At 57.6% G+C, this 25,106-nt stretch carries 25 protein-coding genes; 16 read left to right on the top strand and 9 right to left on the bottom strand.

The window, feature by feature from the left end:
* The first annotated feature begins 39 nt into the window (after positions 1-39).
* The 3 genes from AC2FFE_RS02305 to AC2FFE_RS02295 all read left to right on the top strand — a co-directional run bounded on the left by AC2FFE_RS02305 (position 40) and on the right by AC2FFE_RS02295 (position 4,640).
* The gene (locus AC2FFE_RS02305) at positions 40-2,475 is read left to right on the top strand and encodes a GcvT family protein (protein ID WP_496845736.1); all 2,436 of its coding nucleotides are present in this window, start codon (positions 40-42) and stop codon (positions 2,473-2,475) included.
* Positions 2,476-2,601: 126 nt separating this feature from the next.
* Positions 2,602-3,573, top strand: coding sequence for a LysR family transcriptional regulator (locus AC2FFE_RS02300; RefSeq protein ID WP_480498802.1), 972 nt, complete (start codon positions 2,602-2,604; stop codon positions 3,571-3,573).
* 86 nt (positions 3,574-3,659) lie between these two features.
* Positions 3,660-4,640 (top strand): sterol desaturase family protein, encoded by a 981-nt coding sequence (locus AC2FFE_RS02295; protein ID WP_496845735.1) that lies wholly within the window; start codon positions 3,660-3,662, stop codon positions 4,638-4,640.
* Here AC2FFE_RS02295 and AC2FFE_RS02290 read toward each other — a convergent pair whose 3' ends face one another.
* Complete coding sequence (locus AC2FFE_RS02290) at positions 4,641-5,660, bottom strand: LacI family DNA-binding transcriptional regulator (RefSeq protein WP_496845734.1); 1,020 nt, start codon at positions 5,658-5,660, stop codon at positions 4,641-4,643.
* A 135-nt stretch (positions 5,661-5,795) separates the two neighbouring features.
* Here AC2FFE_RS02290 and AC2FFE_RS02285 point away from each other — a divergent pair, with 135 nt between their 5' ends.
* The 12 genes from AC2FFE_RS02285 to AC2FFE_RS02230 all read left to right on the top strand — a co-directional run bounded on the left by AC2FFE_RS02285 (position 5,796) and on the right by AC2FFE_RS02230 (position 16,331).
* On the top strand, positions 5,796-5,981 hold the full coding sequence (locus AC2FFE_RS02285) for a hypothetical protein (RefSeq protein WP_496818726.1): 186 nt from the start codon (positions 5,796-5,798) through the stop codon (positions 5,979-5,981).
* Positions 5,982-6,005: 24 nt separating this feature from the next.
* The gene (locus tag AC2FFE_RS02280) at positions 6,006-7,151 is read left to right on the top strand and encodes a TRAP transporter substrate-binding protein (protein WP_496818725.1); all 1,146 of its coding nucleotides are present in this window, start codon (positions 6,006-6,008) and stop codon (positions 7,149-7,151) included.
* A gap of 112 nt (positions 7,152-7,263) precedes the next feature.
* Positions 7,264-7,776 (top strand): TRAP transporter small permease, encoded by a 513-nt coding sequence (locus AC2FFE_RS02275; RefSeq protein WP_170532422.1) that lies wholly within the window; start codon positions 7,264-7,266, stop codon positions 7,774-7,776.
* An 11-nt stretch (positions 7,777-7,787) separates the two neighbouring features.
* On the top strand, positions 7,788-9,116 hold the full coding sequence (locus tag AC2FFE_RS02270) for a TRAP transporter large permease (protein ID WP_480827610.1): 1,329 nt from the start codon (positions 7,788-7,790) through the stop codon (positions 9,114-9,116).
* A gap of 12 nt (positions 9,117-9,128) precedes the next feature.
* Positions 9,129-10,436 (top strand): histidinol dehydrogenase, encoded by a 1,308-nt coding sequence (gene hisD, locus AC2FFE_RS02265; RefSeq protein ID WP_496845733.1) that lies wholly within the window; start codon positions 9,129-9,131, stop codon positions 10,434-10,436.
* Positions 10,429-11,190 carry an SDR family NAD(P)-dependent oxidoreductase gene (locus AC2FFE_RS02260; RefSeq protein ID WP_496845732.1) on the top strand — a complete coding sequence of 254 codons (762 nt, stop codon included), beginning with the start codon at positions 10,429-10,431 and terminating at the stop codon, positions 11,188-11,190. The genes hisD and AC2FFE_RS02260 overlap by 8 nt, the downstream gene beginning before the upstream one ends.
* Positions 11,187-12,164: a zinc-dependent alcohol dehydrogenase gene (locus AC2FFE_RS02255; protein ID WP_496845731.1), complete on the top strand. Its 978-nt coding sequence runs from the start codon at positions 11,187-11,189 to the stop codon at positions 12,162-12,164. The genes AC2FFE_RS02260 and AC2FFE_RS02255 overlap by 4 nt, the downstream gene beginning before the upstream one ends.
* Positions 12,165-12,187: 23 nt before the next feature.
* The gene (locus tag AC2FFE_RS02250) at positions 12,188-12,598 is read left to right on the top strand and encodes a universal stress protein (RefSeq protein ID WP_496845730.1); all 411 of its coding nucleotides are present in this window, start codon (positions 12,188-12,190) and stop codon (positions 12,596-12,598) included.
* Positions 12,599-12,648: 50 nt separating this feature from the next.
* The gene (comD, locus tag AC2FFE_RS02245; RefSeq protein ID WP_496818719.1) at positions 12,649-13,155 is read left to right on the top strand and encodes a sulfopyruvate decarboxylase subunit alpha; all 507 of its coding nucleotides are present in this window, start codon (positions 12,649-12,651) and stop codon (positions 13,153-13,155) included.
* Entirely contained in the window at positions 13,152-13,706 is a 555-nt protein-coding gene (comE, locus tag AC2FFE_RS02240) for a sulfopyruvate decarboxylase subunit beta (RefSeq protein WP_496845729.1), read from the top strand. Before comD ends, comE begins: the two co-directional genes overlap by 4 nt.
* The gene (locus AC2FFE_RS02235; RefSeq protein WP_496845728.1) at positions 13,706-14,833 is read left to right on the top strand and encodes an alpha-hydroxy acid oxidase; all 1,128 of its coding nucleotides are present in this window, start codon (positions 13,706-13,708) and stop codon (positions 14,831-14,833) included. Before comE ends, AC2FFE_RS02235 begins: the two co-directional genes overlap by 1 nt.
* A gap of 94 nt (positions 14,834-14,927) precedes the next feature.
* The gene (locus AC2FFE_RS02230) at positions 14,928-16,331 is read left to right on the top strand and encodes an MATE family efflux transporter (protein WP_496818716.1); all 1,404 of its coding nucleotides are present in this window, start codon (positions 14,928-14,930) and stop codon (positions 16,329-16,331) included.
* A 5-nt stretch (positions 16,332-16,336) separates the two neighbouring features.
* Here the strand turns inward: AC2FFE_RS02230 and AC2FFE_RS02225 are convergent, their stop codons facing one another.
* From AC2FFE_RS02225 to AC2FFE_RS02190, 8 genes are all read right to left on the bottom strand, one after another.
* A complete protein-coding gene (locus AC2FFE_RS02225; protein ID WP_496845727.1) occupies positions 16,337-17,434 on the bottom strand; it encodes a M56 family metallopeptidase in 1,098 nt (365 codons plus the stop codon).
* Positions 17,421-17,816 carry a BlaI/MecI/CopY family transcriptional regulator gene (locus tag AC2FFE_RS02220; RefSeq protein WP_170533094.1) on the bottom strand — a complete coding sequence of 132 codons (396 nt, stop codon included), beginning with the start codon at positions 17,814-17,816 and terminating at the stop codon, positions 17,421-17,423. Before AC2FFE_RS02220 ends, AC2FFE_RS02225 begins: the two co-directional genes overlap by 14 nt.
* A 65-nt stretch (positions 17,817-17,881) precedes the next feature.
* Positions 17,882-18,283 (bottom strand): DUF2160 domain-containing protein, encoded by a 402-nt coding sequence (locus AC2FFE_RS02215; RefSeq protein ID WP_496818714.1) that lies wholly within the window; start codon positions 18,281-18,283, stop codon positions 17,882-17,884.
* A gap of 8 nt (positions 18,284-18,291) precedes the next feature.
* Positions 18,292-19,089, bottom strand: a complete 798-nt coding sequence (locus tag AC2FFE_RS02210) for a carbohydrate ABC transporter permease (RefSeq protein ID WP_496818713.1) — start codon at positions 19,087-19,089, stop codon at positions 18,292-18,294.
* The gene (locus tag AC2FFE_RS02205) at positions 19,086-19,949 is read right to left on the bottom strand and encodes a carbohydrate ABC transporter permease (protein ID WP_085807799.1); all 864 of its coding nucleotides are present in this window, start codon (positions 19,947-19,949) and stop codon (positions 19,086-19,088) included. The genes AC2FFE_RS02210 and AC2FFE_RS02205 overlap by 4 nt, the downstream gene beginning before the upstream one ends.
* A complete protein-coding gene (locus AC2FFE_RS02200) occupies positions 19,946-21,022 on the bottom strand; it encodes an ABC transporter ATP-binding protein (protein ID WP_496818712.1) in 1,077 nt (358 codons plus the stop codon). The genes AC2FFE_RS02205 and AC2FFE_RS02200 overlap by 4 nt, the downstream gene beginning before the upstream one ends.
* Position 21,023: 1 nt before the next feature.
* On the bottom strand, positions 21,024-22,073 hold the full coding sequence (locus AC2FFE_RS02195; RefSeq protein ID WP_496818711.1) for an ABC transporter ATP-binding protein: 1,050 nt from the start codon (positions 22,071-22,073) through the stop codon (positions 21,024-21,026).
* 74 nt (positions 22,074-22,147) lie between these two features.
* The gene (locus AC2FFE_RS02190) at positions 22,148-23,887 is read right to left on the bottom strand and encodes an ABC transporter substrate-binding protein (RefSeq protein ID WP_496818710.1); all 1,740 of its coding nucleotides are present in this window, start codon (positions 23,885-23,887) and stop codon (positions 22,148-22,150) included.
* A 403-nt stretch (positions 23,888-24,290) separates the two neighbouring features.
* On the opposite strand from AC2FFE_RS02190, the gene AC2FFE_RS02185 reads away from it, so the two are divergent.
* The gene (locus AC2FFE_RS02185; RefSeq protein ID WP_496818709.1) at positions 24,291-25,073 is read left to right on the top strand and encodes a DeoR/GlpR family DNA-binding transcription regulator; all 783 of its coding nucleotides are present in this window, start codon (positions 24,291-24,293) and stop codon (positions 25,071-25,073) included.
* The last annotated feature ends 33 nt before the right edge of the window (positions 25,074-25,106 follow it).

Here is a 25,106-nt window from a genome sequence, read left to right as displayed (position 1 = left end):
TTGTCGCCACCATCTGAAAGACGCAGGAGGGAGCGCGCGATGAAATCACGCACAAAAGTCGTAGTGATCGGAGGGGGGATCGCCGGATGTTCCACCCTGTACCACCTGACGCAGGAAGGCTGGAGCGATGTGGTTCTGGTCGAGCGGGATGAGCTGACCTCGGGCACCACCTGGCATTCTGCCGCGCAGGTGACGAATTTCGGCATGAACCAGACGATGGTCGGGCTGAAATCCCATTCGATCCGTTTGTACAAGGAATTGGCCGACGATCCGGATTATCCGATCAACTACCACCACGGCGATGGAGGCATTCGGCTGGCCAATACCGAAGCGCAAATGCAAGGCTATCGCCATTTCGCTTCTATGGCGCGGGGCATGGATGTGCATTTCGAAGTGATCGATGCCGAAGAATGCGCCCGTAGACATCCTCTTATCTCGACCGACAATCTGATTGGCGGGCTATGGGATCCGCTGGATGGTGACATCGATCCGGCGCAACTGTGTCAGGCTCTGGCACGGCGCGCCCGCAAGGCGGGGGCCGAGGTCTATCGGCATACACCGGTGACGGGGCTGGTCCAGCACAGTGATGACACCTGGACCGTTCAGACGGAACATGGCGATATCGACTGCGACATCGTCGTGAATGCCTGCGGCTATCGCGTGAATGAAGTCGGCGCGATGATGGGGGTTCATCATCCGGTTTCGTCCATGGAACACCAATATTTCCTGACCGAAGAGATCGCGGCCATTCGCGATGCAGGCCACCGGATGCCGCTGCTCAGATGCCCTATCAGCGACTACTATTGCCGTCAGGAAAAGAACGGCTTGCTGGTTGGGTTCTATGAACAGGATTGCAAAACTTGGGGCATGGACGGAATTGATCCAAATTTCGTCAACGCCTTGTGCCCCGATGATCTGGACCGGGTGACAGATGTTTTGGAAGGGGCTTTTGCCCGGATGCCCGCCCTGATGGAGGTTGGGATTCATACTGTCGTTAACGGCCCGATCACCTACACGATAGACGGCGCGCCTTTGGTCGGGCCGATACCGGGCAAGCGCAATGCATTTTGTATTATCGGTCTGCGCGCCGGTCTGGGTGAGGGTGGCGGGCACGGCTGGCTGTTGGCTCAACAGATCGTGCATGGCGAGGCCTGCTATGACACCTGGTGTCTCGACCCGCGGCGCTTCACCGGTCATGCCAATGTCGAGCTTACGGCCCTGAAAGCGATCGAGGATTATCAGAACGAATTCCGGTTTCACTTTCCGCACGAACATCGCCCGGCTGGACGCCCGGCCAAAACCACGCCCTTAACCCCGGTTTTAGCGGCGGAAGGGGCGGAATTCACTGTGGTGAACGGGTGGGAACGTGTCGACTACATCAAACCCCATCCAGAGTTCGAACCGACCCTTGGTTTCGACTTTGACGAAAGCTTCGACATCGTCGCAACCGAGGTCCAGAACGTTCAGGCAAATGTTGGATTGGCCGAAGTCAACGGATTCAACCGGATCGAGATCACCGGCGCAGATCGCCATGCCTTTCTGGACCGCATGTTCTGCGGCGCTGTGATGAAACGCGAAAGCCGGGTGGGGCTGGGGTATCTTCTGAACCATCAGGGCATGATCAAAGCTGAGGCGACGGTTGCGAACCTGCCCGCCAGTGATCGCGGCCCTGCGCGGGTCTGGTACGGCTCGGCGGCGGCCAGCGAATATCATGACATGGATTGGCTCAACCAGCATCTGCGCGCGGACGAGGATGTGCAGCTCAAAAGCCTGACCAATGATCAGACGATCCTTGTTTTGGCAGGCCCCAACGCCCGCGCGGTTTTATCCGGTTGTGCCCGTGGCGATTGGTCGGCAGACGCGTTTCCTTGGCTCAGCGTGCGTGAGTGTTTTGTCGGCATTGCACCCGCGACAGTGATGAACTTGAGCTTTTCGGGCGAGCTTGCCTATGAAATCCATGTTCCCAATTCATCGCTCTATGCCGCATACTTAGCCTTGCGCCAGACGGGGGCCGCGTTTGATATGCGCTTGTTCGGCGCGCGCGCGGTTGAGTCGATGCGAATGGAGAAAGGTTTTCTGCATTGGAAAGCCGATCTGATCACCGAATTCGATCCTTATGAGACGGGTTTGGCCCGTTTTGTGAAACCCCTGAAAGGTGATTTTATCGGGCGAGAGGCCTTGGTGGAACGGTGCGATAAGGGGCCGTCCAAATGCCTTGTGACGTTTGCCGTGCAAACCAACCAAGCGCCAGCACATGGCGGGGCCTCCGTGATGCATGAGGGGCGTGTGGTCGGGACGGTGACGTCGGGCGAATGGGGGCATCGGACAAGGTTGAACCTGGCCTATGCCTTTGTCGAGCCTGACTGCGCCGACATCGGCACCAAACATGAGATCGACATGTGTGGAACGCGGGTTGAAGCAATAATCATCGCGCCATCACCCTATGATTCACAGTTTGAGCGAATGCGGAGCTAGGCGCTAAATCGCGCAATTTGGCTATTTAAGCCGCCTTCTCGGCCCCAAATCTAATTTCCGCATTGCTGTCTCTGCGATTCTCTGTTTCGGTTTTTCCGAAACAGTGAAGCGGGAGGAGACACGCGGATGTCGAAATCGCTAAGTTTGCGCTGGCTGGAGGTGTTCCAGTTGATCGCCAAGTCCGGATCCATCCAGCAAACGGCGTCTGAAACGGGTCTGTCGATCAGTACCGTTTCGAACCATCTGCGCAGTCTGGAAACCGCGCTGGGGATCGATCTGGTTGATCACGGGCGCCGCCCGATGGGTCTTACCCCTGCGGGCGAAGTGTTCGCGCGATATGTGCGCGAGGGGTTGACCGTGCTGAAACGGGGCGAGGCGGAAATCCGGTCTGGGAACTGGCTGCACGCCACATCACTGCGATTGGCGTTGGTTGATGATTTTGACAACCAAGTCGCGCCGGAACTGTTCCGCTATCTGGCGCAGACGCTTCCCCGGTGTAACTTTCGGCATTTCACCCGTCCGAGCCATGAAATCATTGTTAAGTTGCAGGAACATAAGCTGGACGCTGGTGTTGCCACACGCCCCCCGGGCCGCACAGAGGGGCTGATCGAATACCCGCTGCTGCGCGATCCGTTCCTGGTCATCTTGCCCAGGACCTATTCCGGCACGGTCGAAGATGTTCTGAAACCGGATGCTGATCTGCCGTTCCTGCGATATTCCCGCGACTACACGATCGGAAAGCAGATCGAAATTCAGCTGACGCGCAGCAAAATCAATCTGCCCAACCGGTTCGAGCTAGAGTGCAACCAGTCTATCGCCGGTCTGGTTGCCGAAGGCAGTGGATGGGCCGTGACCACCGCCGCCAGCTTTCGACGCGCGCGCCGGTTTCACGACAATATCAACGTGCAGCCCTTTCCCGGCAGAAACTTTGCACGCACCGTGTCTTTGTTCACGACCGAGGTCTATCCGTCCTCAACTTCGATGCTGATCCACCGTGTGCTGAGCAAGCTGATCAAGCAGAACTATTGCGACCCGATCTGCACCAGATATCGCTGGATCGAACAGGACTTTCGCGTTTTGCCGCTTGAATCCGCATAGCAAGCACGGGCGCAGATCAGAACAATCCCTTTGTCCAATGCGTGGATCGTGCCAGACTGACACGCATAAGCAGTGGGATCGTGTGGATGTCTGAATCGAAGTTAAAAGGCTGGAACCACATTCCAGAGGTTCCAATACAGGTTTCCCCCTTTTTCAGGTGGCCGCTCAGACCGCTTTCAATGTTGCGCTGGGTTTGGGAATCCTGGCTTCTGATTTCTGAAAAACTCATCATCCTTGCAATCTCCTACGCCTGCTACCTGTGGCTCAGCCCCAGCTTGGACGAGGCGGCACAGCTACAGGTTGGATGGATCGCGCAGATCTATGTTCGAAATCTGGTTCTGATCTTTTGCATCGCGGGGTTGCTGCATCTGTGGTTCTACAAGTATTCGGCGCAGGGGGACCAACTAAAGTATGATCCCCGGCCTTTGATGCTGAAGGGTAAGCAATTTACCCTGGGCGGGCAGGTGCGCGACAACATGTTCTGGACGTTAGGGTCAGGAGTGTTTTTCTGGTCTGCCTACGAAGTGTTGATGTATTGGTCGCTGGCAAATGGCTATGTCCCGCTGGTGACATGGGGGGCAAATCCGATCTGGTTTGTGGCGATCTTCCTGCTGATCCCGCTTTGGGAAAGCTTCTATTTCTATTGGATTCACAGGCTGATCCACATCCCGTTTCTGTACAAACACATCCATGCGGTCCACCACAGGAACGTCAATGTGGGGCCATGGTCCGGGCTGTCTATGCATCCGGCGGAACATGCGATCTATCTGGGCTCGGTGCTGATTCACTTTGTGGTTGGCGCGCATCCGCTGCACATCATCTTCCACCTGCAATACTACACGCTGACAGCGGTGACGACGCATACGGGCTTTCAGGGGTTGGTGATCAAAGACAAAAACAGGCTGGCCTTGGGCACGTTCCACCACCAAATGCACCATCGGTATTTCGAATGTAACTACGGCTCGCTTGAGATACCTTGGGATAAATGGTTCGGATCGTTCCATGACGGCACGGTTGAGGCCAATGAGCGTATGCAAGAACGCCGCAAGTCGATCATGGGCAAATAGTCAGACAGCCGGGCCCAATGACTCGCGGTTGATCACATTGGTTTCCAACCGCAGCGATTGGCCGGTTGAGCCTGTTTCGATCATATCAATCAGTTCGATTGCCGCTTTGCGACCCATTTCACGATGGGGGACATGCACGGTGGTCAAAGATGGGCTTATGATCCGCGCCAATTCGATGTCATCGAACCCGGTGATCGAGACTTCATCCGGTATAGAGATGCCCATCTTTTCTGCCTGACGTACTGCACCGACGGCCAGAACGTCATTGCCGCAAAGAACGGCGGTCGGGCGTTGGGGCAGGGACATCAGCTGTTCGAAAGCAGCAGCACCATTTTCGATTTCATAGGTGGTTTCGATCACGGACAACGACGCCTCGGGCAGGCCCTTTGCCCGCATTGCATCCCTTATCCCATCGATCCGGAACCGCGCACGGTCATTGCCTTGCGTAAACGCAGATATCGCCGCTAAGCGCGTGTGACCAAGTTTTATCACCTGTTCTGCGAGGGTTTGCATTGCCTCACGGTTGTCGAATCCAACCGATGGGGCGCTTTGGTTCGGGGCAAAAGACCAGGCGACAACGACCGGAATTTTCTGCCGATCCAGATAGTCGAATATGCGCGGATCACGATCATGGCCGATCAACAAGAGCCCATCTGCCCCGCGCGCGACGAGGGTGCGAATCTGCTCTTCTTCAGTCTCGGGCTGATAGGCCGAACTGGACACCAGAAGGGTATAGCCCCGGTTGTGAATTTCTTCCTGAAAAGCCTGTAACCCTCTGGCGAATATTGCGTTTTCCATCGTTGGGATGATAGCGCCGATGGTGAAAGATCGTTTTGCGGCCATCACTCGTGCTGCGAAATTCGGGGTATAGCCCAGTTCTGAAACCGCAGTCATCACCCGGGTGCGCGTCGCCTCAACCACGCGCTTTGGGTCGTTCAGGCATCGGGACACCGTGGCCGTAGAGACGCCTGCCTTTTTAGCGACGTCATCCAAGGTAGGCGCTGACCGGGTTTTTGGCATTTTCAAACTCAAGCTTCGATTTCTTTGAACTCTATCCTGTTCGCGGGGTAGGGGGAAGCACCAATGTAAGCGCTTGCATTTGCGATGTAAGCGCTTACAAATGAAGATGGGCCGATTCTATAGGGAGTCCCGGAAATGTATCTTGCAGCCTCAATCCTCGTGTTCGCCATCTATTTTGCGAACGTTGCCTTGGGGGCCTTCGCAAATGCTGCAGTTTTCGGAGATGTCGGAGAAATGTTGGTCCTGTTCGCGGCGTCGATCCTGTTCGTTGTCGCAATTCTGAAAAAAGAGGCTGACCGCGATACTGAAAACGGCGGCTGAATTTTCTGCTTGGGAGGGCACTTAATGCACAACGACAAAAACGAACTGGCGTCCGCGGAGCGCCGCAATTTCCTGAAACTGAGCGCCAGTGGCGCATTCACAGCCGCCCTAGTCGCGGGCGCTGGTGGGGTACTTTGGTCATCCGAGGCTGCAGCACAAACCGCTAAGGAAGAGAGCGAGCGTGAAAAGGCGGCCGATCATGTGATGACCGTTGCAACCGCCTATGTGCTGGGCGCGTCGCGCAGCTATCCGATCATGCAACTGGACCTGAAAGAAAACATCCAGAATGCCACAAACGGTAAGGTTTATGTCAAACTCGCGCCGGGCGGTCAGCTGGGCGCGGGTGGCTCACTTGTGCAGAAAGTGCAGGGTGGCACCATTCAGGCTGCGCAGCATTCACTATCGAATTTCGCGCCTTTTGCTTCGACCGTTGACCTGATCAACATGCCGTATCTCTGCGGTTCGAACCAGCGCTTCACCAACCTGGTCCACTCTGACACCTGGAAGAATGAGGTTCACCCAAAGGTCGAGGCCGCGGGTTTCAAGGCGCTGTTTTACGTTGTCATCGACCCCCGGGTCGTTGCGGTGCGTCAAGGCGGCGATGCTGTCATCACACCGGGCGATATGAGCGGGATCAAGTTCCGCGTACCGGGCTCGAAAATGCTGCAGCAGTACTACCGTATGGTCGGTGCCAATCCGACGCCTGTTGCTTGGGGTGAGACCCCCTCGGCCATCAAGCAGGGCGTTGCAGATGCGCTCGATCCCTCGGTCGGCGCGCTTTATGTCTTTGGCTTCAAGGACATCCTCAGCCATGTGACCTTTACCCAGGCGGTGCCGGACAGTCAGGTCTATTCCTGTAATCTGGAATGGTTCAACTCGATGCCCGCTGACGTGCAGGAAGGCATCATGTGGGGGTCAGAGATGACCAGCCACCAGAACCTGTCCAAAGTGCCGTCGGCCCGCGCCTATGCCATGGCCGAGCTTAACAAGGCGGGCGTGCAGTTCCACTCACTCAGCGACGATCAGTTGGCCGAGTGGCAGGACGCAGGCGGTTATCAGAACGCCGACTGGGATCCGTTCAAGACCGAGCTGGCCGGTTCGATGGACAACTTCGAGAAACTGGTCGAAGCGGCGGGTACGCAGGGCAAATACTACGTCCACGACGCCTAAAGCGATCTAGGCGGGTGCGCAGTGGCGCGCCCGTTTGCTCCACGACATGCAGCCTTTGGCAGCGGTTTTTGCAACCGCATTCAGAAGTGCTGCCAAGTATTTGGAACCGGACATGACTGTACTTCAGAAAATAGACCGGGATGCCGAGCGCTGGCTGTTGCTGGTGTTCTACGTGATGCTGGTCATCACCATGGCAATCGAGGTGCTGCGACGCGAGATTTTTGCCTATTCCTCGATCTGGGGCGAAGAGATCGTCCGGTATTCCTTTATCTACCTCGCATGGATCGGTGCCGCTGCCGCTGTGAAAGAGCGTGCGCATATCCGTATCGATGTGATCATGCATTACCTTGGGCCGCGCCCCAAGGCGCTGCTGTATATCTTTGGCGATCTGGTGATGTTCGTTGTCGCGATCATCGCGCTTTATTGGTCTTACGAGGCGGTGCATGTCTCGGCCAAGTTCGGCTCGGTCACCGATGGGCTGCGGATTTCGAAAGTCTGGTTCCTTATGGCAGTACCAACCGGATTTGCGTTGATGATCTGGCGCCTGATCCAATCCCTGATGCGCGACTTGAAATCACTTCGTGACGGCACGCCCGTTTTCGAAGGCGACAAGCTGTTTGACTGAGGAGACCCGCAATGCTTTGGAATTCCCTCAATCAAACAGTTGAACTGGGCTGGGATTTTTATCTACCGGTGATCCTGTTCGTAGGTCTGATCGCCATGGCGGTGCCCGTCTGGGCAGCGATCGGGTCGGCAGCGATCCTGATGCTGGTCATGTCCGGCGACCTGCCGCTGAGCTTGGTGGGCGAGAGCCTGTTCACCGGCATTGACGCGTTTGCCCTGACGGCTGTGCCTCTGTTCATCTTGACCGGAGACGTGCTGGTCCGCACTGGACTGTCCCGAAAGTTCCTGGACGTGGCCGAGGCGCTGACCTGTTTCGCCAAGGGTGGTTTTGGCTCAGCGACCGTTCTGGTCTGCGGTATGTTCGCGGCCATTTCGGGCTCGGACGCGGCGGGCGCTGCCGCGGTGGGGCGCATGACGATCAACCGTCTGGTCGAAAGCGGCTATCCGCGCCCCTATGCATGCGCGCTGGTTGCGGCGGGGGCCTGTACCGGCATCCTGATCCCGCCTTCCATTGCCTATATCATCATCGGGCTTGTGCTGGGAATTTCCGCCTCAACCCTGTTCTTGGCCGCGCTGATCCCGGGTCTGGCCATTCTGGTCTCGATCCTGATCACCAATATCATCATGAACCGCCTGTATTCTTACGAGGGCGGCGGCATGATGACGATGGGTGAGTGGCTGGCCAATCTGGGCAAGGCGCTGAAGTCCGGCTGGTACGCTTTCATTGTGCCGGGCATCATCTTCTACGGCATCTTCTCGGGTCGCCTGACCCCGACCGAGGCCGGTGCGACCGCCGTTGTTGTTACGATCATCATGGGTTTCATCATGCGCACGCTGTCGCTGGCCGATTTTCCATCGATGCTGGTCAGTTCAGCCAAGGTGAACGGGGTGATCCTGCCGATCATCGCCTTTTCGGCCCCGCTGGCCGAGGCGCTGGCGATCATGGGTGTGCCGCAGGGCTTTGTGACCTCGGTTACCAACCTGACCGATGACCCGTACCTGCTGATCCTCTTGATGATCGGCATTCTGATCGCGGCAGGCTGTGTGATGGAAACAACGCCGAACATCGTGATCCTTGCACCTATCCTGAAACCTCTGGCCGACAATATCGGCATGAACGAGATTCAGTTCTGCATTATGATGATCACTGCATTGGGTGTGGGCTTTATCACACCGCCGCTGGGCCTGAACCTGTTTGTTGTTTCCGGGATAACCGGAGAATCAATTCTAAAAATTGCAGCCCGCGCCGTTCCCTTTGTCTTGACCATGCTGATTGTGGTTTTGTTGATCGCGTATGTACCCGCAGTTTCAACCACATTGCTCCCTGAAATCTACCAATAGGATTTGCTGAATATGCCGCGTGACTATCTGAAAAAGGCAACCCTGACGGCGCAATCTCATGCGTCCGAGGTGCACGATACGGTCAAAACCATCCTGTCCGATATCGAGGCAGGGGGTGACGCCAAAGCGCTGGAATATGCCGCCAAATTCGACAAGTTCGAAGGCAATGTCCTTATGACTCAGGAAGAGATCGACGCAGCCATTGCCCTGGTGTCCGAGAAACTGAAGGCAGATATCCGCTTTGCACACGATAACGTGCGCCGCTTTGCCGAAACGCAAAAAGCCACCGTGTCGGATGTGCAGACCGAGATCGTGCCAGGTGTTGTCGCTGGTCAAAAGGCCATCCCCGTCGATGCAGCAGGGTGCTATGTGCCTGGTGGACGCTACAGCCATATCGCCAGTGCGATTATGACGGTAACCACAGCCAAGGTGGCCGGGTGTCGACACATCACGGCATGCTCGCCACCCCGTCCGGGTGAGGGCGTCGCACCTGCGATCGTCTACGCCGCGCATATCTGCGGGGCCGACAGCATTCTGGCGATGGGCGGTGTGCAGGGCGTGGCTGCCATGACCTATGGTCTGTTTGGTTTGCCGCGCGCAAACATACTTGTGGGTCCCGGCAACCAATTCGTGGCCGAGGCGAAGCGGATTCTATACGGCAAGGTCGGTATCGACATGATCGCGGGGCCGACGGACAGCCTGATCCTTGCCGACAGCAGCGCCGATGCGCATGTGGTTGCGACGGATTTGGTCAGTCAGGCGGAACACGGGTATAACTCTCCCGTCTGGTTGGTGACTGATGATCGGGAACTGGCGCAAAAGGTGATGGAGCTTGTGCCGGCCCTGATCGAGGATCTGCCCGAACTGAACCGCGAAAACGCATCTGCCGCGTGGCGCGACTATGCCGAGGTGATCGTCTGTGCAGATCGCGAGGAAATGGCGACCTGTTCTGACGATTACGCGCCCGAACACCTGACTGTTCAGGCCGAGGATCTGGATTGGTGGCTGGACCGGCTGACCTGCTATGGCTCGCTGTTTCTGGGTGAGGAAACCACCGTGTCCTACGGCGACAAGGCCACCGGCACCAACCACGTCCTGCCGACCTCGGGCGCGGCCAGCTATACCGGTGGCCTGAGTGTTCATAAATACATGAAGATCGTGACATGGCAGCGGGCAACGCGTGAAGGGTCCAAGCCCATTGCAGTGGCTACCGCCCGCATTTCGCGTCTGGAAGGGATGGAGGGTCACGCCCGCGCCGCCGATGTGCGTCTGGCCAAGTATTTCCCGGATGAGCAATTCGACTTGACCGCAGATGGATGACCCACGCGCGCTCTTTGATCTAACAGGGCGCGTGGCCTGCGTCACCGGCGCCAGCTCGGGATTGGGGCGGCGCGTGGCTTTGGTTCTGGCACAAGCCGGGGCCAAGGTTGTCGGCGTTGCGCGGCGGGGCGATGCCCTTTATCAAATGTGCGATGAGATCGGGCCAATGGCCGCCGCAGTAACAGGGAATGTTGCGGATCGTGAGAATGTGGGCGCACTGGTGAGAGAGGTCTCATCCCATTTCGGCGCGCCCGATATCATCGTCCACGCCGCTGGTGTGAATACCCGGGAGGCGGCGGATGATGTGACCGGGCAGGGGTGGGACACGACACTGGCCCTAAACCTGAGCGCGCCGTTCTTCCTGAGCCAGGCGATGGTGCCCGCGATGAAGGAAAAAGGCTGGGGTCGGATTGTGAATTTCGCCTCGCTTCAAACCACGCGCGCTTTTCCCGGCGGCATCGCCTATGGCGCGACCAAGGCTGGGATCGGGCAATTGACGCGCGCGATGGCCGAGGCATGGTCGCCTCACGGTATTACCGCCAACGCCATTGGGCCGGGGTTCTTCCCGACTGAGCTGACGCAGGCCGTGTTTGACGACCCAGATCGCGCGGCCCGTAATGCGGCGCAAACCTGCACTGGGCGCAATGGCCGGATGGAAGATATGGACGGGCCGATTCTGTTTCTGTGCTCGAAAGCCTCGGATTATGTCACCGGGCAGGTCCTTATGGTCGATGGGGGGTTCACCGCGAAATGAAAGCGCTTGTGTATGAGGGGATCGAAGAGGTTGCGTATCGGGATATGCCCGACGCTGTACCCGGCACGGATGAGCATCTGATCCGTGTCGAGGCGGCTGGCATCTGCGGCTCGGATATGCATGCCTATCTGGGGCATGATGCCCGGCGTCCGGCACCGCTGATCCTTGGCCACGAGGCGGCGGGTGTGATAATCGGTGGACCGCGCGACGGTACGCGCGTGACGATCAACCCGCTTGTGTCCTGCGGGCTGTGCTCGGCCTGCACCTCGGGGCGGGAAAACCTGTGCCCGCAGCGCCAGATCATCTCGATGCCTCCACGCGAAGGAGCTTTTGCGCAATATGTGTCGATGCCCGACCGCAATCTGGTCGAAGTGCCTGAGGGTGTACCGCTGGACAAAGCCGCCTTGGCGGAGCCTTTGGCGGTCAGTTGGCACACTGTGCGAATGGCCATCGAAACGCTGCATCCAGCCAGCGAGAAACGCGCCCTGGTTCTGGGCGGCGGTGCCATTGGTCTGGCTGCGTCACTGGCTTTGAGTGCGATGGGCGTCAATGATGTGACCCTCGCCGAGCCAAACCCCGGACGGCGCGCTTTTCTGAAAAAGCTTGGTCTGCGCGTTGCAGATGAGGCCACCGGAACCTATCCGATTGTGATTGATGCGGTCGGTTATGCAGCGACGCGCGCGACAGCTTCGGCCTGTGCAGAACCCGGTGGGATGATTGCGCATGTCGGTTTGGGTGAGGATACCGGCGGGCTGGATATCCGTCGCATGACCTTGCAGGAGATCACCTTTATCGGCACGTATACCTACACGGCTGAGGATTTCCGCCAAACGGCGCAGGCCATTTTCGATGGGCGTTTGGGTGCACTGGATTGGACCGAAACCCGACCCCTGTCTGAAGGGGCGCAGGCGTTTCGCGACCTGCGCTCTGGCGCGGTTGCCGCACCAAAGATTATCCTGGACCCGTGGGAATAGACCGGGCTGAAAAGGAGTTTGATATGTATAAGAAAGTTCTTGTTCCTATGGCGCTGGATCACGGCATATCGCAGCATACGCTCGAGGTTGCCCGCGCCCTGTCCGAAGATGGGGCGAAGATCATTGCCTTGCATGTCTATGAGATGCCTCAGGGCTCGGTCAGTGCCTATCTGGACAAAACTCTGGTTGCCGAAGGGTTCGAGCGTGCCCGCCGCCAGTTGTTGGATAAGGTCGAAGGGCTGGACGGCGTGACTGCTGAGATTGTCAAAGGGCACACGGCGCGCACGATCATCGACTATGCCGACAGCAACGGTATCGACTGCATCGTGATCGGCTCGCATAAGCCGGATCTGAGCGACTATTTTCTGGGATCGACCGCCTCGCGCGTCGTTCGCCACGCCCATTGCGCGGTGCATGTACACCGCCGAACCTAAACATCATCAATCGCGCATACCGCGCCCTAAACAGGACCAAAAGCTGGACCATGAACATAGACAAGAAAATCACTGACGATCTGGTGGCGAACGACATCTCGTTCGTGACGACCGTCCCCTGCAAACAATTGGCGGGAGTGATAGAAGAGATCGACCAACGCGACGAGATTTTTCACATCCCGTCGAACAAGGAAGACGAAGGTATGGGCCTGTGCGCCGGTGCGTGGATGGGTGGGAAACGCCCGGCGATTATCATGCAGAACACCGCCATCGGCGTGACGATCAACACGCTGGCAACGCTGATACAGTACTACCGGATGCCGCTGCCCATGCTGATCTCATATCGTGGGGAATTGCGTGAACCGGTGGCCTGTCAGGTCGAGATGGCTGTGCACACCAAGGCGCTACTGTCACAGATGAACATCCCTACCTACCACTTCCATAAACAATCCGATGTCGAAGAACTCGACATGATCCTGAAATACACATTCATGTGCAACAAACCGGTTGCCATTCTGACCGATGCGAACTTCTGGGGAGGCTATGGCGACCAATGATCCGATCCGAGATTCTGAAAGCAATCGCCCCGATCCTGCGCGACCAACTGGTGGTCTGCAACATTGGCATCCCCAGCCAGGAACTGCATGCCATCGACGACCAGCCGACGAATTTCTACATGCTGGGCACCATGGGTCTGGCTTCGTCCATTGGTCTGGGGCTTGCACTGGCACAGCCGAAACCGGTGATCGTGATTGATGGGGATGGCTCTGTCCTGACCAATCTGGGCACGCTTCCGACCATCGCCAATAACGTGGCGGATAACTATATCCTGCTGATCGTCGACAACGGTTCTTACGGCTCGACCGGAGACCAGCCAACCTATGCGGGCCAGAAAACCTCGCTGACGAAAATGGCGCAAGCTGCCGGGTGTGAGCGGGTAATCGAATGTGCCGCGGAAGATACCGGTCGCGTCTTACAAGAAGCGCTGGACAGCAAACAGATGACCATTATCGTCAGCAAATGTGAAAGCGGCAACGCCAAGATGCCAGTTATCACAATGGACCCGGTGGTGATCCGTGACCGCTTTATGAAAGCTGTTGAGGCCTGATGGCCGCAAGCGACATTCACAGCGCAGAAGACGCCCGCCGCCTCGCGCGGCGGCGTTTGCCGTGGATGGTATTCGACTATATCGATGGTGCCGCGGGGGATGAGGTCGGGGCCGTGCGCAATCGGGCCGCCTTGGATGCGATGACCCTTCGCCCGCGTATTCTGCGGGATGTGAGTGAGCGGTCATTGGCAAGCTCTGTTTTTGGCAAATCCACACAACGCCCCTTTGGCATAGCGCCAATGGGGATGTGCAACCTGTCCGGCCCGGGTGCTGATCTGATGCTGGCCCGTCTGTCTGCGTGCTATTCGGTACCGTTGGGCGTATCGACCGTGGCCTCAACCCCGATGGAAGAGATGCTGGAAATCTCCGAGGGCAATGCCTGGTTTCAGCTGTATTTCAGCGGGGATGGATCAGGAACCATTAAGCTCGTGGATCGAGCCAAGGCTGCGGGATACGACACCCTTGTTCTGACTGTCGATGTCCCGGAGGTTGGGCGCAGGCCCCGAGAGTTGCGGCACGGGTTCCGCATGCCGTTCCGGTTGGGTCCACGTCAGTTTCTGGACTTCGCGCTGCATCCGCGCTGGTCCTTGTCGACCCTCGCGCATGGTAAGCCGCAAATAGCCAATTTCCTTATGGACGGGTACGAGTTTGACCGAACCGAAAGCCGCGCCAAAGCAGATTGGGACACGCTGGCAAGGCTCAGGGATAAGTGGTCGGGGCATCTGGTGGTCAAAGGCGTGCTGGACGTTGAAGACGCAGTTGCGCTTAAGGCTGCCGGCGTGGATGCGATACAGGTCTCAAGCCACGGCGCTCGGCAACTTGAAAGCGCGCCAGCCTCATTTTCCGTCCTGCCCGAAATCCGTGCCGCAGTCGGAGAAACATTTCCGCTTTTCTATGATAGCGGCTTGCGTTCCGGCGAGGATGCGTTGAAAGCCCTTCTTACAGGCGCGAACTTCACCTTCTTCGGCCGTATCCTGCAATTCGCTATCGCAGCGGGGGGCGAAGAGGGGCTGCACCAGCTATGGCAGGTTCTGAGTGACGAGATGAGTATTGCCATGGCACAGATTGGCACGGTGGATGTGGCGTCTCTGGGGGGCATAAACACGCACTCTGCACATCAAATTTGAACGGCGGCCATTGTGCCAGGCTGGAATAGCGTGTCTGGTCAAGCGGAACGCCCCTGATCGGGTGGTCCGGTGGCAACGACAACAGGATACAGGTTTGGCGAACTCATCCGCAAACGAAGCGATTTTCCTGAACGGTAGCCTGATGCGCCATGTGACGCGCATGTCGCTGACCACCAGCATCGGATTGATGGCCATTTTCGCCGTTGATTTCGTAGATATGGTCTTCATTTCAATGCTGGGAAATGACGCCTTGGCAGCGGCCGTTGGGTATGCCGGTACGCTGCTGTTTTTTACCAACGCGATCAATATCGGGCTGTCGATTTCAGCTGGCGCTCTTGTCGCGCGAGAGCTTGGCGCTGGCCAGTCAGAACAGGCCCGCAACTATGCGTCCAGTGTGGCCGTGATTGGGTTGATCCTAGGTTTAGTTGTCTCTGCTTTGGTGCTGCTAAACATCAGTTTTTTGTTGTCCCTGCTTGGAGCCAAGGGTGAGGTTTTGCGGCTGGCAACCCGCTATGTCTCGATCATTCTGCCCACGATGTGGGTGATGTCGATTGCGATGGCGTCGATGGCGGTTCTTAGGGCCCATGGGGATGCGCGCCGGTCAATGATGGCGACGATCTATGGTGGCGTGGTGAACGCGGTTTTGGACCCGCTCCTGATTTTCGGGGTTGGGCTTGGGCTGGATGGTGCTGCGATTGCATCCGTGATCGCGCGCGTATGTATGCTGGCCGCCGCTCTGTGGCCCGCCTTGCGCGTGCATCAGGCCTTTGCGCGCCCCTCATTGAGACAAGTGGTACAGGATATCCGGCCTGTTCGGGCCATTGCGATCCCGGCAGTGTTGACCAACGTAGCCACACCAATTGGCAACGCCATTGTTGTGCGCGAGATTGCACAATACGGAACAGACGCCGTAGCCGGTATGGCAGTGATCGGACGGTTGTTACCCGTGGCATTTTCGGTGATTTTTGCGCTGTCGGGGGCCATTGGTCCCATTATCGGACAGAACTACGGGGCCGAGAGATTCGACCGTGTTCGCGCCGCATATCTGGCGGGCATCAAATTCACCGCGATCTATGTTCTGGGTATGGCCGCGATCCTGTTTCTGCTGCGTGCGCCAATCGCGGATTTATTTGCAGCCCAAGGCGAAACCCGCACCTTGATTTATCTGTTCTGCGGCCCATTGGCGTTAGCGTCTTTCTTCAATGGGGTTATCTTTGTCGCGAACGCAAGTTTCAACAATCTGGGTCATCCGATCTATTCAACCTGGATCAACTGGGGCCGTCACACGGTGGGCACCTGGATATTTGCGACGATCGGGTCAAGCTTTGCCGGGGCATCAGGGGTCCTGCTGGGTCAAGCGTTCGGAGGCGTCATTTTCGCCGCGATCAGCTGGGGTCTGGTCATGCGCGTGGTGTCCGGTTTGCAGCGGACGCAAACGGCTGAGCCCTTCGCGGATCAGAACCGCATCCATTCGCTGTTTGGTCGACGGGGCTGGTAGCTGCTTCAGTTCCCCTGATTGCGCGCTTGCAGGCGCTCAAGATTCACAACGGTCGACAGCATCAGCCGATCATGGCTCCAGTCGTGCCTTTGCTGAACAGAGGCAGAACCGATGGCCAGCAGGCTGGCAAAGATCAGCGTCAGACCCAGAAAGAACACGGGCAGGGGGGCTACGACCTGCGGCGCTTCGGTCAGGGCCAGAACCCTCTGACGCAGTACATGTTTGGCCTTGCCACCGGTGACCAGCGCAACGTTCAGAACGCGCGGGTGACCCATCGAGACGGTGCGTGCGCAATAGTCCAGCAAACAGGTTGTGTATTCGCGCGAGTCGATCCGTTTGCGTGCGACGACAGACTGATCGCAAGCCAGCTCGCGCAGGCGATCGAACTGGTATTTCAGGATCAGATAGGCCGGATTCCAAAACAGAAGCGGACGCAGCAGTTCGAACCCGAGCTCCCATTCCACATCGCCCGCGCGGATGTGCTGAAATTCGTGTGCCAGCGCAAAGCGTAACTCGCGCGGGGTATCCAAAAGATGGCTGGGCAATACCACGTGACGACGACGCAGGCCGCGCACGGCGAACGGAACGGTGATGCCATCAGACAGGCGGATATCCACCTTGTTTGACTGCCGCCAGAGAAAGCTGGTCTCGACCGTGGCGCGGATGGCAAGCGCGTCGCGCGCGACACGCAGCGCCAGCATAACGGCTACACAGGCCAATATGGCCAACATAAGAGTGATGGCGGTCGACTGACCGGACAGGACCTGATCCAACCAGCGTTCGCGGGTGTTCAGCAACGCTTCAAATTGGGTCGCGGGCATTGCAATCTCGCCGCGCAGATAGGCCGCGACTGCAATATCTCCAAGTGCTACAGCCCGATCCGGCCAGATCATGCTGGCCAGTGCGGACACACCAAGCGCCAGCAGCGGACTGACCAGAACGCAGAGACACAGCACTTTGAACGCGCGCAACTGAGCGATATAGCCGCCGCGCAGCGATGTGCGGTGCAATGCCGCCCGTGCGATCATCCAGATCACAGCGGACAGGCCCAAAACGATATTCATTTCCAGATAAGCGTCGAGTACCGGTTTAACCGCGGTCATGTTGCAGTCTCCTCTCTACCAGTGCTCGAATCTCCTCCAGATCGGTTTCGCTCAGACCTTCATCATCCACCAGCCGGGCGACCAGAGAGGCGGGCGTGTTGTCAAACAACGTCCGCGACAGGTTCTGAAGTGAGCGTGCCTGATACCTGTCCTTGTCCAGAAGCGGCCGATAGATCAGCGTCTTGCCGTCCTTGCGACTTTCGACAAATCCCTTTTCGTCGAGGATGCGCAGGATCGTGGCGCCTGATGTATAGGCCAGATTCCGTTCCGGGGGCAGGCGACCCAAAACATCACGCACCGAACCTTGCCCAAGTGCCCAGAGCTCGTTCATGAACTCCAGTTCAACTTCGGTCAGCAGGTTTGTCGTCTTTTTCTTACGCATTGATCTCGGTGTCGTCATGTTTGGTCTGCCTGTCAGACAAGCATCCTTTCGCTGTTTCGCAAAGCTTAAACTTTCCAGAAGACGAAGATGCCCCAACCGATGGAGAGGAAAAGCGGCGTCCAGACGGGCTGACCGACCAGCCCGAGCCAGGCGAGGAAGATATAGGCTGAACCCAGAAGGGTAATGAACAGCCGATCGCCCAGCGTGGTTGTCAGGCCCAACACGCCGCGCCGTTCGATTCCATCGCGGAACTTGAACCCTTCAAGCAGGCCAATTAGCGCGATGGCTGAGAATATACCGACGAACAAGGCCAGCGTGGCCGGGGTCCAGGCCATCCAGAAATCGGGCCATAGAGGATCAGTCCACGAAAAGCCTTTCTCTGGTTGCTGCCCAACACTGCCCCAACCGGCCTGTTGGGCAGAGGCCATCGAAGGAAGGAAGAGGAGGGTGAGAAGAAGTTTACGCATATCGAACCTCACACACGTCCCATCGCGAAACCACGCGCGATGTAGTTGCGGACAAACCAGATGACGATGGCGCCGGGGATGATGGTCAGGGTTCCGGCTGCTGCCAGCAGGCCCAGCTCATACCCCGCGCTCGATGCAGTGCGAGTCATCACCGCGGCGATGGGCTTGGCCTCGACCGCCGTGAGTGTCTTGGCCAACAGCATCTCGACCCACGAGAACATGAAACAGAAGAAGGCTGCTACACCCACGCCCGCTTTGATGTTGGGCAGGAAGATCGTCACGAAGAACCGCGGGAAGGAATAGCCATCGACATAGGCCGTCTCATCCAGTTCCTTCGGGATGCCGCGCATGAAACCTTCCAGGATCCAGACCGCAAGTGGCACGTTGAACAACGTGTGAGCCAGCGCTACGGCCAGATAGGTGTCGAACAGTTGGATCGATGAATAAAGCTGGAAGAAGGGCAGCGCGAAGACCGCCGCCGGGGCCATCCGGTTGGTCAGCAGCCAGAAGAACAACTGCTTATCGCCCAGAAACCGATAGCGTGAGAACGCATACGCCGCAGGCAGCGCCACGCAGACTGAAAGCACCGTGTTCAAAGTCACATAGATGATTGAGTTGATGTAGCCCCAGTACCATGTCGGGTCGGTGAAAATGGTGATGTAATTCTCCAGCGTAAAGGTCTGGGGAAACAGGGAAAAGCCCGACAGGATCTCGTTCGTGGTCTTGAAGGACATCGCCACCAGCCAATAGATCGGCAACATCAGGAACGCGATATAGAGGATCGGAATAAGAGACCGCTTCTTCATTGCGCGTCATCCTTTGTCATCAGAGTGTAGAAGACCCAAGAGACCAGCAGCGTAATGGCGAAGTAGATCAGGCTCATCGCCGCCGCAGGGCCAAGGTCGAACTGTCCCAGCGCGATCTTCACGAGGTCGATCGACAGCAGGGTGGTTGAGTTGCCGGGGCCACCACCGGTCAGCACGAAGGGCTCGGTATAGATGTTGAAACTGTCCATGAAGCGCAGCAGAACGGCGATGGTCAGAACGGTTTTCATCTTGGGCAGCTGGATATAGCGGAATACTGACCACGGGCTGGCTCCGTCAATCTTGGCCGCTTGGTAATAAGCGTCCGGTATAGACACGAGGCCCGCATAGCACAGCAGCACAACAAGCGACGTCCAGTGCCAGACATCCATAACGACAACTGTGATCCAGGCCGAAAGGGGCTGTTGCGTCATGTCATAGTTGATACCCAGAACGTCATTCAGGAAATAGCCTAGCAGGCCGATTTTGGGCAGAGTGAAGATGTTCCACATTGAGCCAACCACGTTCCACGGGATCAGCATCGGCAGCGCCATCAGGACCAGACAGACCGGCACCCAGAAGCCTTTGCGAGGCATGGACAGGGCCACGATGATGCCCAAAGGTACCTCGATCAGAAGGATCAGGAAGGTGAACAGGAACTGCCGTCCCAGCGCGGCCTGAAAGCGATCCGAGCGTAGGATTTGCTCGAACCAGCCCAGCCCTTCCCAGAAGAACTGGTTGTTGCCAAAGGTTTCCTGCACCGAATAGTTGACCACCGTCATCATCGGCACCAGCGCATTGAACGCGACCAGCGCCAGAACCGGCAGGACAAAGAACCATGCCTTTTGGTTTTCTGTTCTCATTGCGCGCGTCCCTCAGTTGCGATCCAGCCGTCGCGGTAAACGCGAGAGTGTTCTGGTTTGAATTGCAGGAACACTTGCGAGCCCGGATTGGGCGCATTGTGTTCGGTCACGGCTTTAAGGGCTGTGTTGCCGACCATGGCGCTGACCACGTAGTGGCGACCAATGTCGGACACTTTGGTCACCTGCGCCGGGATGCCAGTGTCGCCGAAGCCCACATATTCGGGGCGGATACCCAGATCGGTGCGCCCGCCGTCTCCATGGGTTGGACCTTCGAGTAGCACCTCATGGCCTTCGAACACGGCACGGTCACCTTTGGCCTCACACGGCAGAACGTTCATGCCGGGCGAGCCGATGAAATGGCCAACAAATGTGTGCTGAGGGCGTTCGAACAGGTCAACTGGCGTGCCGATCTGAACGACTTCACCTTCCTGCATCACGACCACTTCGTCGGCGAAGGTTAGCGCTTCGGTCTGGTCGTGGGTCACATAGATCATCGTCGCTTTAACGCGCTGGTGCAGTTCCTTCAGCTTCGACCGAAGCTTCCATTTCAGATGCGGGTCGATCACGGTCAGGGGTTCATCGAACATAACCGCGTTCACGTCGTCCCGCACCAATCCGCGCCCCATCGAGATCTTTTGCTTGTTATCCGGGCTCAGGCCGCTGGCGCGGGTGTCCAGCATGTCCGTGACGTCCAGCATTTCGGCAATCTCATCGACGCGGCGCTTGATCGTCGCGGCATCGACGCCGCGGTTCTTCAATGGAAACGCCAGGTTCTCGCCCACCGTCATCGTGTCGTAGATCACTGGGAACTGGAACACCTGCGCGATGTTGCGCTGATCGGGGGGCAGGGCAGTGACGTCCTGATCATCAAACAGAATCCGACCTTCCGAGGGGGTAAGAAGGCCGGATATGATGTTCAACAGCGTGGACTTGCCGCAGCCCGACGGCCCCAGCAAAGCATAGGCACCACCATCGCGCCACGTGACGTCGATTTCCTTCAGCGCATAATCCTCGGGGCCTTGGGGCGTGGGTATATAGCTGTGGCGCAGGTTTGAAAGCTTGATCTGTGCCATGTCAGGCCACCCTTTGGCCGTCTTGGCCGAAATACCGGCAATGGGCCGGGTTCATGTAGAAACTGTGATCTTCGCCGACCTCATAGGGGTGCACCCCTGCGGCCAAGGACACCCAGTCATCCGATCCATGCCGGAAATGTGCGCTGGAATCTGAGCCAGACAGCTCGGTCACGATCACGCGGCCCGTCAGTTCAACATCCGCATCCGATGTGCGGAATGGCGTTACACGATGAGGGCGCACGGCGACCATATAGTCACCATCTGCCATATCGCTGACCACCCAGCCTCCGCCGCCAGCCAGCTGCGCCTGAGCACCTGATACAGTGATATGGGCAACATTGATTGGAGGGTCTGAGAACACGCGAGCGGCCGCGATGTTTTCAGGATTGCGATAGATATCTGCGGTCGGTCCGAATTGCGTGACGCGACCGTCTTCCATCAACGCAGTGTAACCACCCAAAAGCAGCGCCTCTTCGGGCTCAGAAGTCGCGTAGACGACGACGGCGCCGCGCCCGGCGAATAGATCCGGCAACTGCTCACGCAGTTCTTCGCGCAGCTTGTAGTCGAGGTTTGCCAGCGGCTCATCCAAGAATACAGCGCGGCTCTCTTTCGCAATCGCACGCGCCAATGCGGTTCGTTGCTGTTGGCCACCCGAAAGCTCATGCGGGCGGCGGTGCAGCATCGGGCGCAGTTGCAAGAGGTCAGCAGCCTCTTCCACGCGGCCTTCGATCTCTGATTTTGCCATGCCGACCACGCGCAAAGGCGAGGCGATGTTGTCGAAAACGGTCATGTGGGGGTAGTTCACAAAGAACTGGTGCACGAGGCTGATCTGACGCTTTTGCGTGTTCAGCCGTGTGACGTCTTGCCCATCCATGAAGACCTTGCCCGAGGCAATAGGGTCCAGCCCCGCCATCATCTTGATCAGAGAGGTCTTGCCCGATCCGGTCGCCCCCAAAAGCACGTTGAAATGGCCAGTGCGCAAGGTCAGGGTCGTGGGTTTGATATGGATGGCGTTGCCAACCCGTTTGGTGGCATCTTGTAGTTCGATCATCGGGGAAACTCGTCGGGAAATCCGGTGGGTATTCATCGGCAGGCCGGGCTGAAGCCCGGCCTACGACGTTGCGTTTACTGAGACTGCCAGCGCTGAACCAGTTCGTCATAGTTGACGGTCTGGCCTTGCGGCTTTTCGTTCTCAAGCTTGGCCTTGGGCGAGCCCGGCTGTTCCAACCAGAAGGCTGCATCCTGCGGCTCGTTCAGGCGTGGACCACAACCGCCATAGACGTTGGCGGCTTCATCTGCGGCCTGCATGCGGGACATGGTGATGTCCATCTCTTCGGCCAGACGATCCATCGCCTCTTGCGGGGTGAACGCGCCCGAGTTCACATCACCGATTTGCTGCCACCAGATCTGGGCCAGCTTCGGATAATCCGGCACGTTGATGCCGGTCGGCGACCATGCCACACGGTCAGGCGAGCGGTAGAACTCGACCAGACCACCCAGCTTGGGTGCGCGTTCTGTGAACGACTCGTGATTGACCGAACTGTCGCGGATGAAGGTCAGACCCACATGGGACTTTTTCACATCAACAGTCTTGGACGTCACGAACTGGGCATAGAGCCAGGCTGCCTGAGCACGATCCGATGGGGTCGATTTCAGGAAGGTCCAGGACCCCACGTCCTGATAGCCAACCTTCTGACCTTCTTCCCAATAGGGGCCATGCGGGCTGGGCGCCATGCGCCAAAGTGGCGTGCCTTCGTCATCCACGGTGTTGTTGCCTTCGGACTTCGGCTTCACCATGTCGGCGGTAAAGGCGGTGTACCAGAAGATCTGCTGGGCCACGTTGCCTTGGCTGAGCGCTGGCAGCGACTGGTAGAAGTCATAAGACGCTGCACCCGGAGGCGCATAGTTCCGCAGCCATTCGTCCCATTTGCGGATCGCATAGACCGCAGCCGGACCGTTAGCCGCACCACCGCGCGAGACGGAGGCTCCAACCGGGTTACAGGTGCCCGCTTCCATCCGGATGCCCCATTCGTCGACGGGCACACCGTTCGGCTCACCCACGTCACCGGCACCGGCCATGGATAGCCAGGCGTCGGTCATACGCCAACCAAGGTCAGGCGCACGCTTGCCGTAATCCATGTGGCCATAGATCGCGACGCCATCGACTTCTTTCACATCGTTGGTGAAGAACTCGGCGATGTCCTCATAGGCCGACCAGTTGACCGGAACACCCAGATCATAGCCGTATTTCTCTTTGAACGCGGCCTTGTTGGCTTCGTCGTCAAACCAGTCCTTGCGGAACCAGTAGAGGTTCGCGAACTGCTGGTCGGGCAACTGATACAGTTTGCCATCCGGACCGGTGGTGAACTGAATGCCCATAAAGTCATCCAGATCCAGCGTCGGCGAGGTTGTCGCCGCCCAATCGCCGCCCATCATGTCCGTCAGCGGGTAGGCCAGCTGCAGGCGCGAGTGCGTGCCGATCAGGTCGCTGTCGTTGACATAGCCGTCATACAGGTTTCGACCCGTTTGCATCTGGGTCTGAACGGCCTGCACCACTTCACCTTCACCCAGGATCTGGTGGTTGACCTTGATGCCGGTGATTTCCTCGAACGCCTTGGTCAGAACCTCGGATTCATACGAGTGGGTGGGAATGCCTTCAGACAGGACGTTAATCTCCATGCCCGCATAGGGTTGTGCAGCTTCGATGAACCACTGCATCTCACCCATCTGTTCGTCTTTCGACAAGGTCGATGGCTGGAATTCGTCGTCAATCCAACGTTGTGCTGCGGCTTCGTCGGCCCACGCAGGACCGTGCCCCGCAATGACGGCAGCCGCCGCCACTGCGGAAAGTAGATGTCTCCGCATCTGTCTCCTCCCAAAGATTTTGGTTGTGTCCGGCGCAAACCGGATGAGGGGAAGCATCAGCGATTTCTTGCGTATGTGTCAAACTAAATTTTTAGTAATTGACCTTCGGGCATTCTGAAACGCTCGACGAGATGCGAAAATCTAATTAAAGAATGTAGGGTAACATTATGATATAAAATCATTAAATATATGGCCTTATACAGTGATCATTGGCGCTCGTGGCACGCTTCTACCATCTGGTTCTGCGCATTTGGCGTGCGCCATCCGCTGTTGCCTCCGTTGATCCTGCTGTTGCCAAAACAACCAAGGCCTGTGCCTGATATGACCGATTAAAGGCAAAGATGCTGGATTTACCGACCCTGGTTTGTAGTTTGTGAGCCAGTTCGATTCTCCGGAGCGGAATGTGAAAAAGCACGCACTCAACACCCATCGGGAGCTTGAATTGCTTGAGGCGCTGAAACGTCTTGGTGGCACAGCCCGAAATACCGAACTGGCCACAATGCTCGACGTCTCGGAAGAGACCGTGCGCCGCACCATCAAAGCCCTATCCAAAGCCGGGACCGTGGAACGTGTCCATGGCGGCGTGTTTTTGGCCGGTGCGCAGGGTGATCCGGGCTTCTTTCGCCGGATTTCGCAACACGCTGATGAAAAACGCGTTATCGCGCAGCATCTCGCGCCGATGATCAAGGATCAGATGACCGTTTTCCTGGACGTCGGATCAACGACCGCCTTTGTCGCGGAAGAGTTGCGTCAGGCCCAGAACCTGACAATTGTCACCAATTCAATCGTCGTGGCGCTTACATTGGTCGGGGTTAACGGCAATCGGGTGCATTTGCTGGGCGGTGAGATGCAAAGCGATGAACGCGGCACGTTTGGCCATGTCGCGCACAGGCAGTTGCAACGCTATGCCTTTGATCTGGCGGTTCTTAGCACTGATGCGATTTCGGATAGCAAAGGGTTTTTGTACCAAAGTGCGGCCGAGGCGGACTTAGCGTCCGCAGTTGTCCATCATGCCGATCACGTGGTGATGGCAGCTGATCAGCACAAATTTGATGCGTCTGCGCCTTATGTCGGGCCGGATCCTCGGATGGTTCATCTGCTGGTTACGGACAGGGCCCCAAAGGAGGCATTTGCCGACCAAATCACGAATTGGGGGATCAAGCTGCAGGTTACGTCGGAGTCTTAGCCAGCTTGGCTGGCAAAGTTCAGAACTACGGTA

It is taken from the genome of Ruegeria sp. YTSA168, from assembly GCF_059610045.1.
Note: the sequence above shows the minus strand (reverse complement) of the source record. Positions and strands in the feature narration are given on the sequence as shown.

Coding starts and splice junctions, on each gene's coding strand:
- AC2FFE_RS02200 (WP_496818712.1), bottom strand. CDS start 21,022: ATGGCACAGATCAAGCTTTCAAACCTGCGCCACAGCTATATACCCACG.
- AC2FFE_RS02210 (WP_496818713.1), bottom strand. CDS start 19,089: ATGAAGAAGCGGTCTCTTATTCCGATCCTCTATATCGCGTTCCTGATG.
- AC2FFE_RS02220 (WP_170533094.1), bottom strand. CDS start 17,816: ATGCGTAAGAAAAAGACGACAAACCTGCTGACCGAAGTTGAACTGGAG.
- hisD (WP_496845733.1), top strand. CDS start 9,129: ATGCCGCGTGACTATCTGAAAAAGGCAACCCTGACGGCGCAATCTCAT.
- AC2FFE_RS02225 (WP_496845727.1), bottom strand. CDS start 17,434: ATGACCGCGGTTAAACCGGTACTCGACGCTTATCTGGAAATGAATATC.
- AC2FFE_RS02300 (WP_480498802.1), top strand. CDS start 2,602: ATGTCGAAATCGCTAAGTTTGCGCTGGCTGGAGGTGTTCCAGTTGATC.
- AC2FFE_RS02250 (WP_496845730.1), top strand. CDS start 12,188: ATGTATAAGAAAGTTCTTGTTCCTATGGCGCTGGATCACGGCATATCG.
- AC2FFE_RS02280 (WP_496818725.1), top strand. CDS start 6,006: ATGCACAACGACAAAAACGAACTGGCGTCCGCGGAGCGCCGCAATTTC.
- AC2FFE_RS02215 (WP_496818714.1), bottom strand. CDS start 18,283: ATGCGTAAACTTCTTCTCACCCTCCTCTTCCTTCCTTCGATGGCCTCT.
- AC2FFE_RS02305 (WP_496845736.1), top strand. CDS start 40: ATGAAATCACGCACAAAAGTCGTAGTGATCGGAGGGGGGATCGCCGGA.
- AC2FFE_RS02290 (WP_496845734.1), bottom strand. CDS start 5,660: ATGCCAAAAACCCGGTCAGCGCCTACCTTGGATGACGTCGCTAAAAAG.
- comE (WP_496845729.1), top strand. CDS start 13,152: ATGATCCGATCCGAGATTCTGAAAGCAATCGCCCCGATCCTGCGCGAC.
- AC2FFE_RS02205 (WP_085807799.1), bottom strand. CDS start 19,949: ATGAGAACAGAAAACCAAAAGGCATGGTTCTTTGTCCTGCCGGTTCTG.
- AC2FFE_RS02190 (WP_496818710.1), bottom strand. CDS start 23,887: ATGCGGAGACATCTACTTTCCGCAGTGGCGGCGGCTGCCGTCATTGCG.
- AC2FFE_RS02270 (WP_480827610.1), top strand. CDS start 7,788: ATGCTTTGGAATTCCCTCAATCAAACAGTTGAACTGGGCTGGGATTTT.
- AC2FFE_RS02255 (WP_496845731.1), top strand. CDS start 11,187: ATGAAAGCGCTTGTGTATGAGGGGATCGAAGAGGTTGCGTATCGGGAT.
- AC2FFE_RS02195 (WP_496818711.1), bottom strand. CDS start 22,073: ATGATCGAACTACAAGATGCCACCAAACGGGTTGGCAACGCCATCCAT.
- AC2FFE_RS02275 (WP_170532422.1), top strand. CDS start 7,264: ATGACTGTACTTCAGAAAATAGACCGGGATGCCGAGCGCTGGCTGTTG.
- AC2FFE_RS02295 (WP_496845735.1), top strand. CDS start 3,660: ATGTCTGAATCGAAGTTAAAAGGCTGGAACCACATTCCAGAGGTTCCA.
- AC2FFE_RS02235 (WP_496845728.1), top strand. CDS start 13,706: ATGGCCGCAAGCGACATTCACAGCGCAGAAGACGCCCGCCGCCTCGCG.
- comD (WP_496818719.1), top strand. CDS start 12,649: ATGAACATAGACAAGAAAATCACTGACGATCTGGTGGCGAACGACATC.
- AC2FFE_RS02260 (WP_496845732.1), top strand. CDS start 10,429: ATGGATGACCCACGCGCGCTCTTTGATCTAACAGGGCGCGTGGCCTGC.
- AC2FFE_RS02285 (WP_496818726.1), top strand. CDS start 5,796: ATGTATCTTGCAGCCTCAATCCTCGTGTTCGCCATCTATTTTGCGAAC.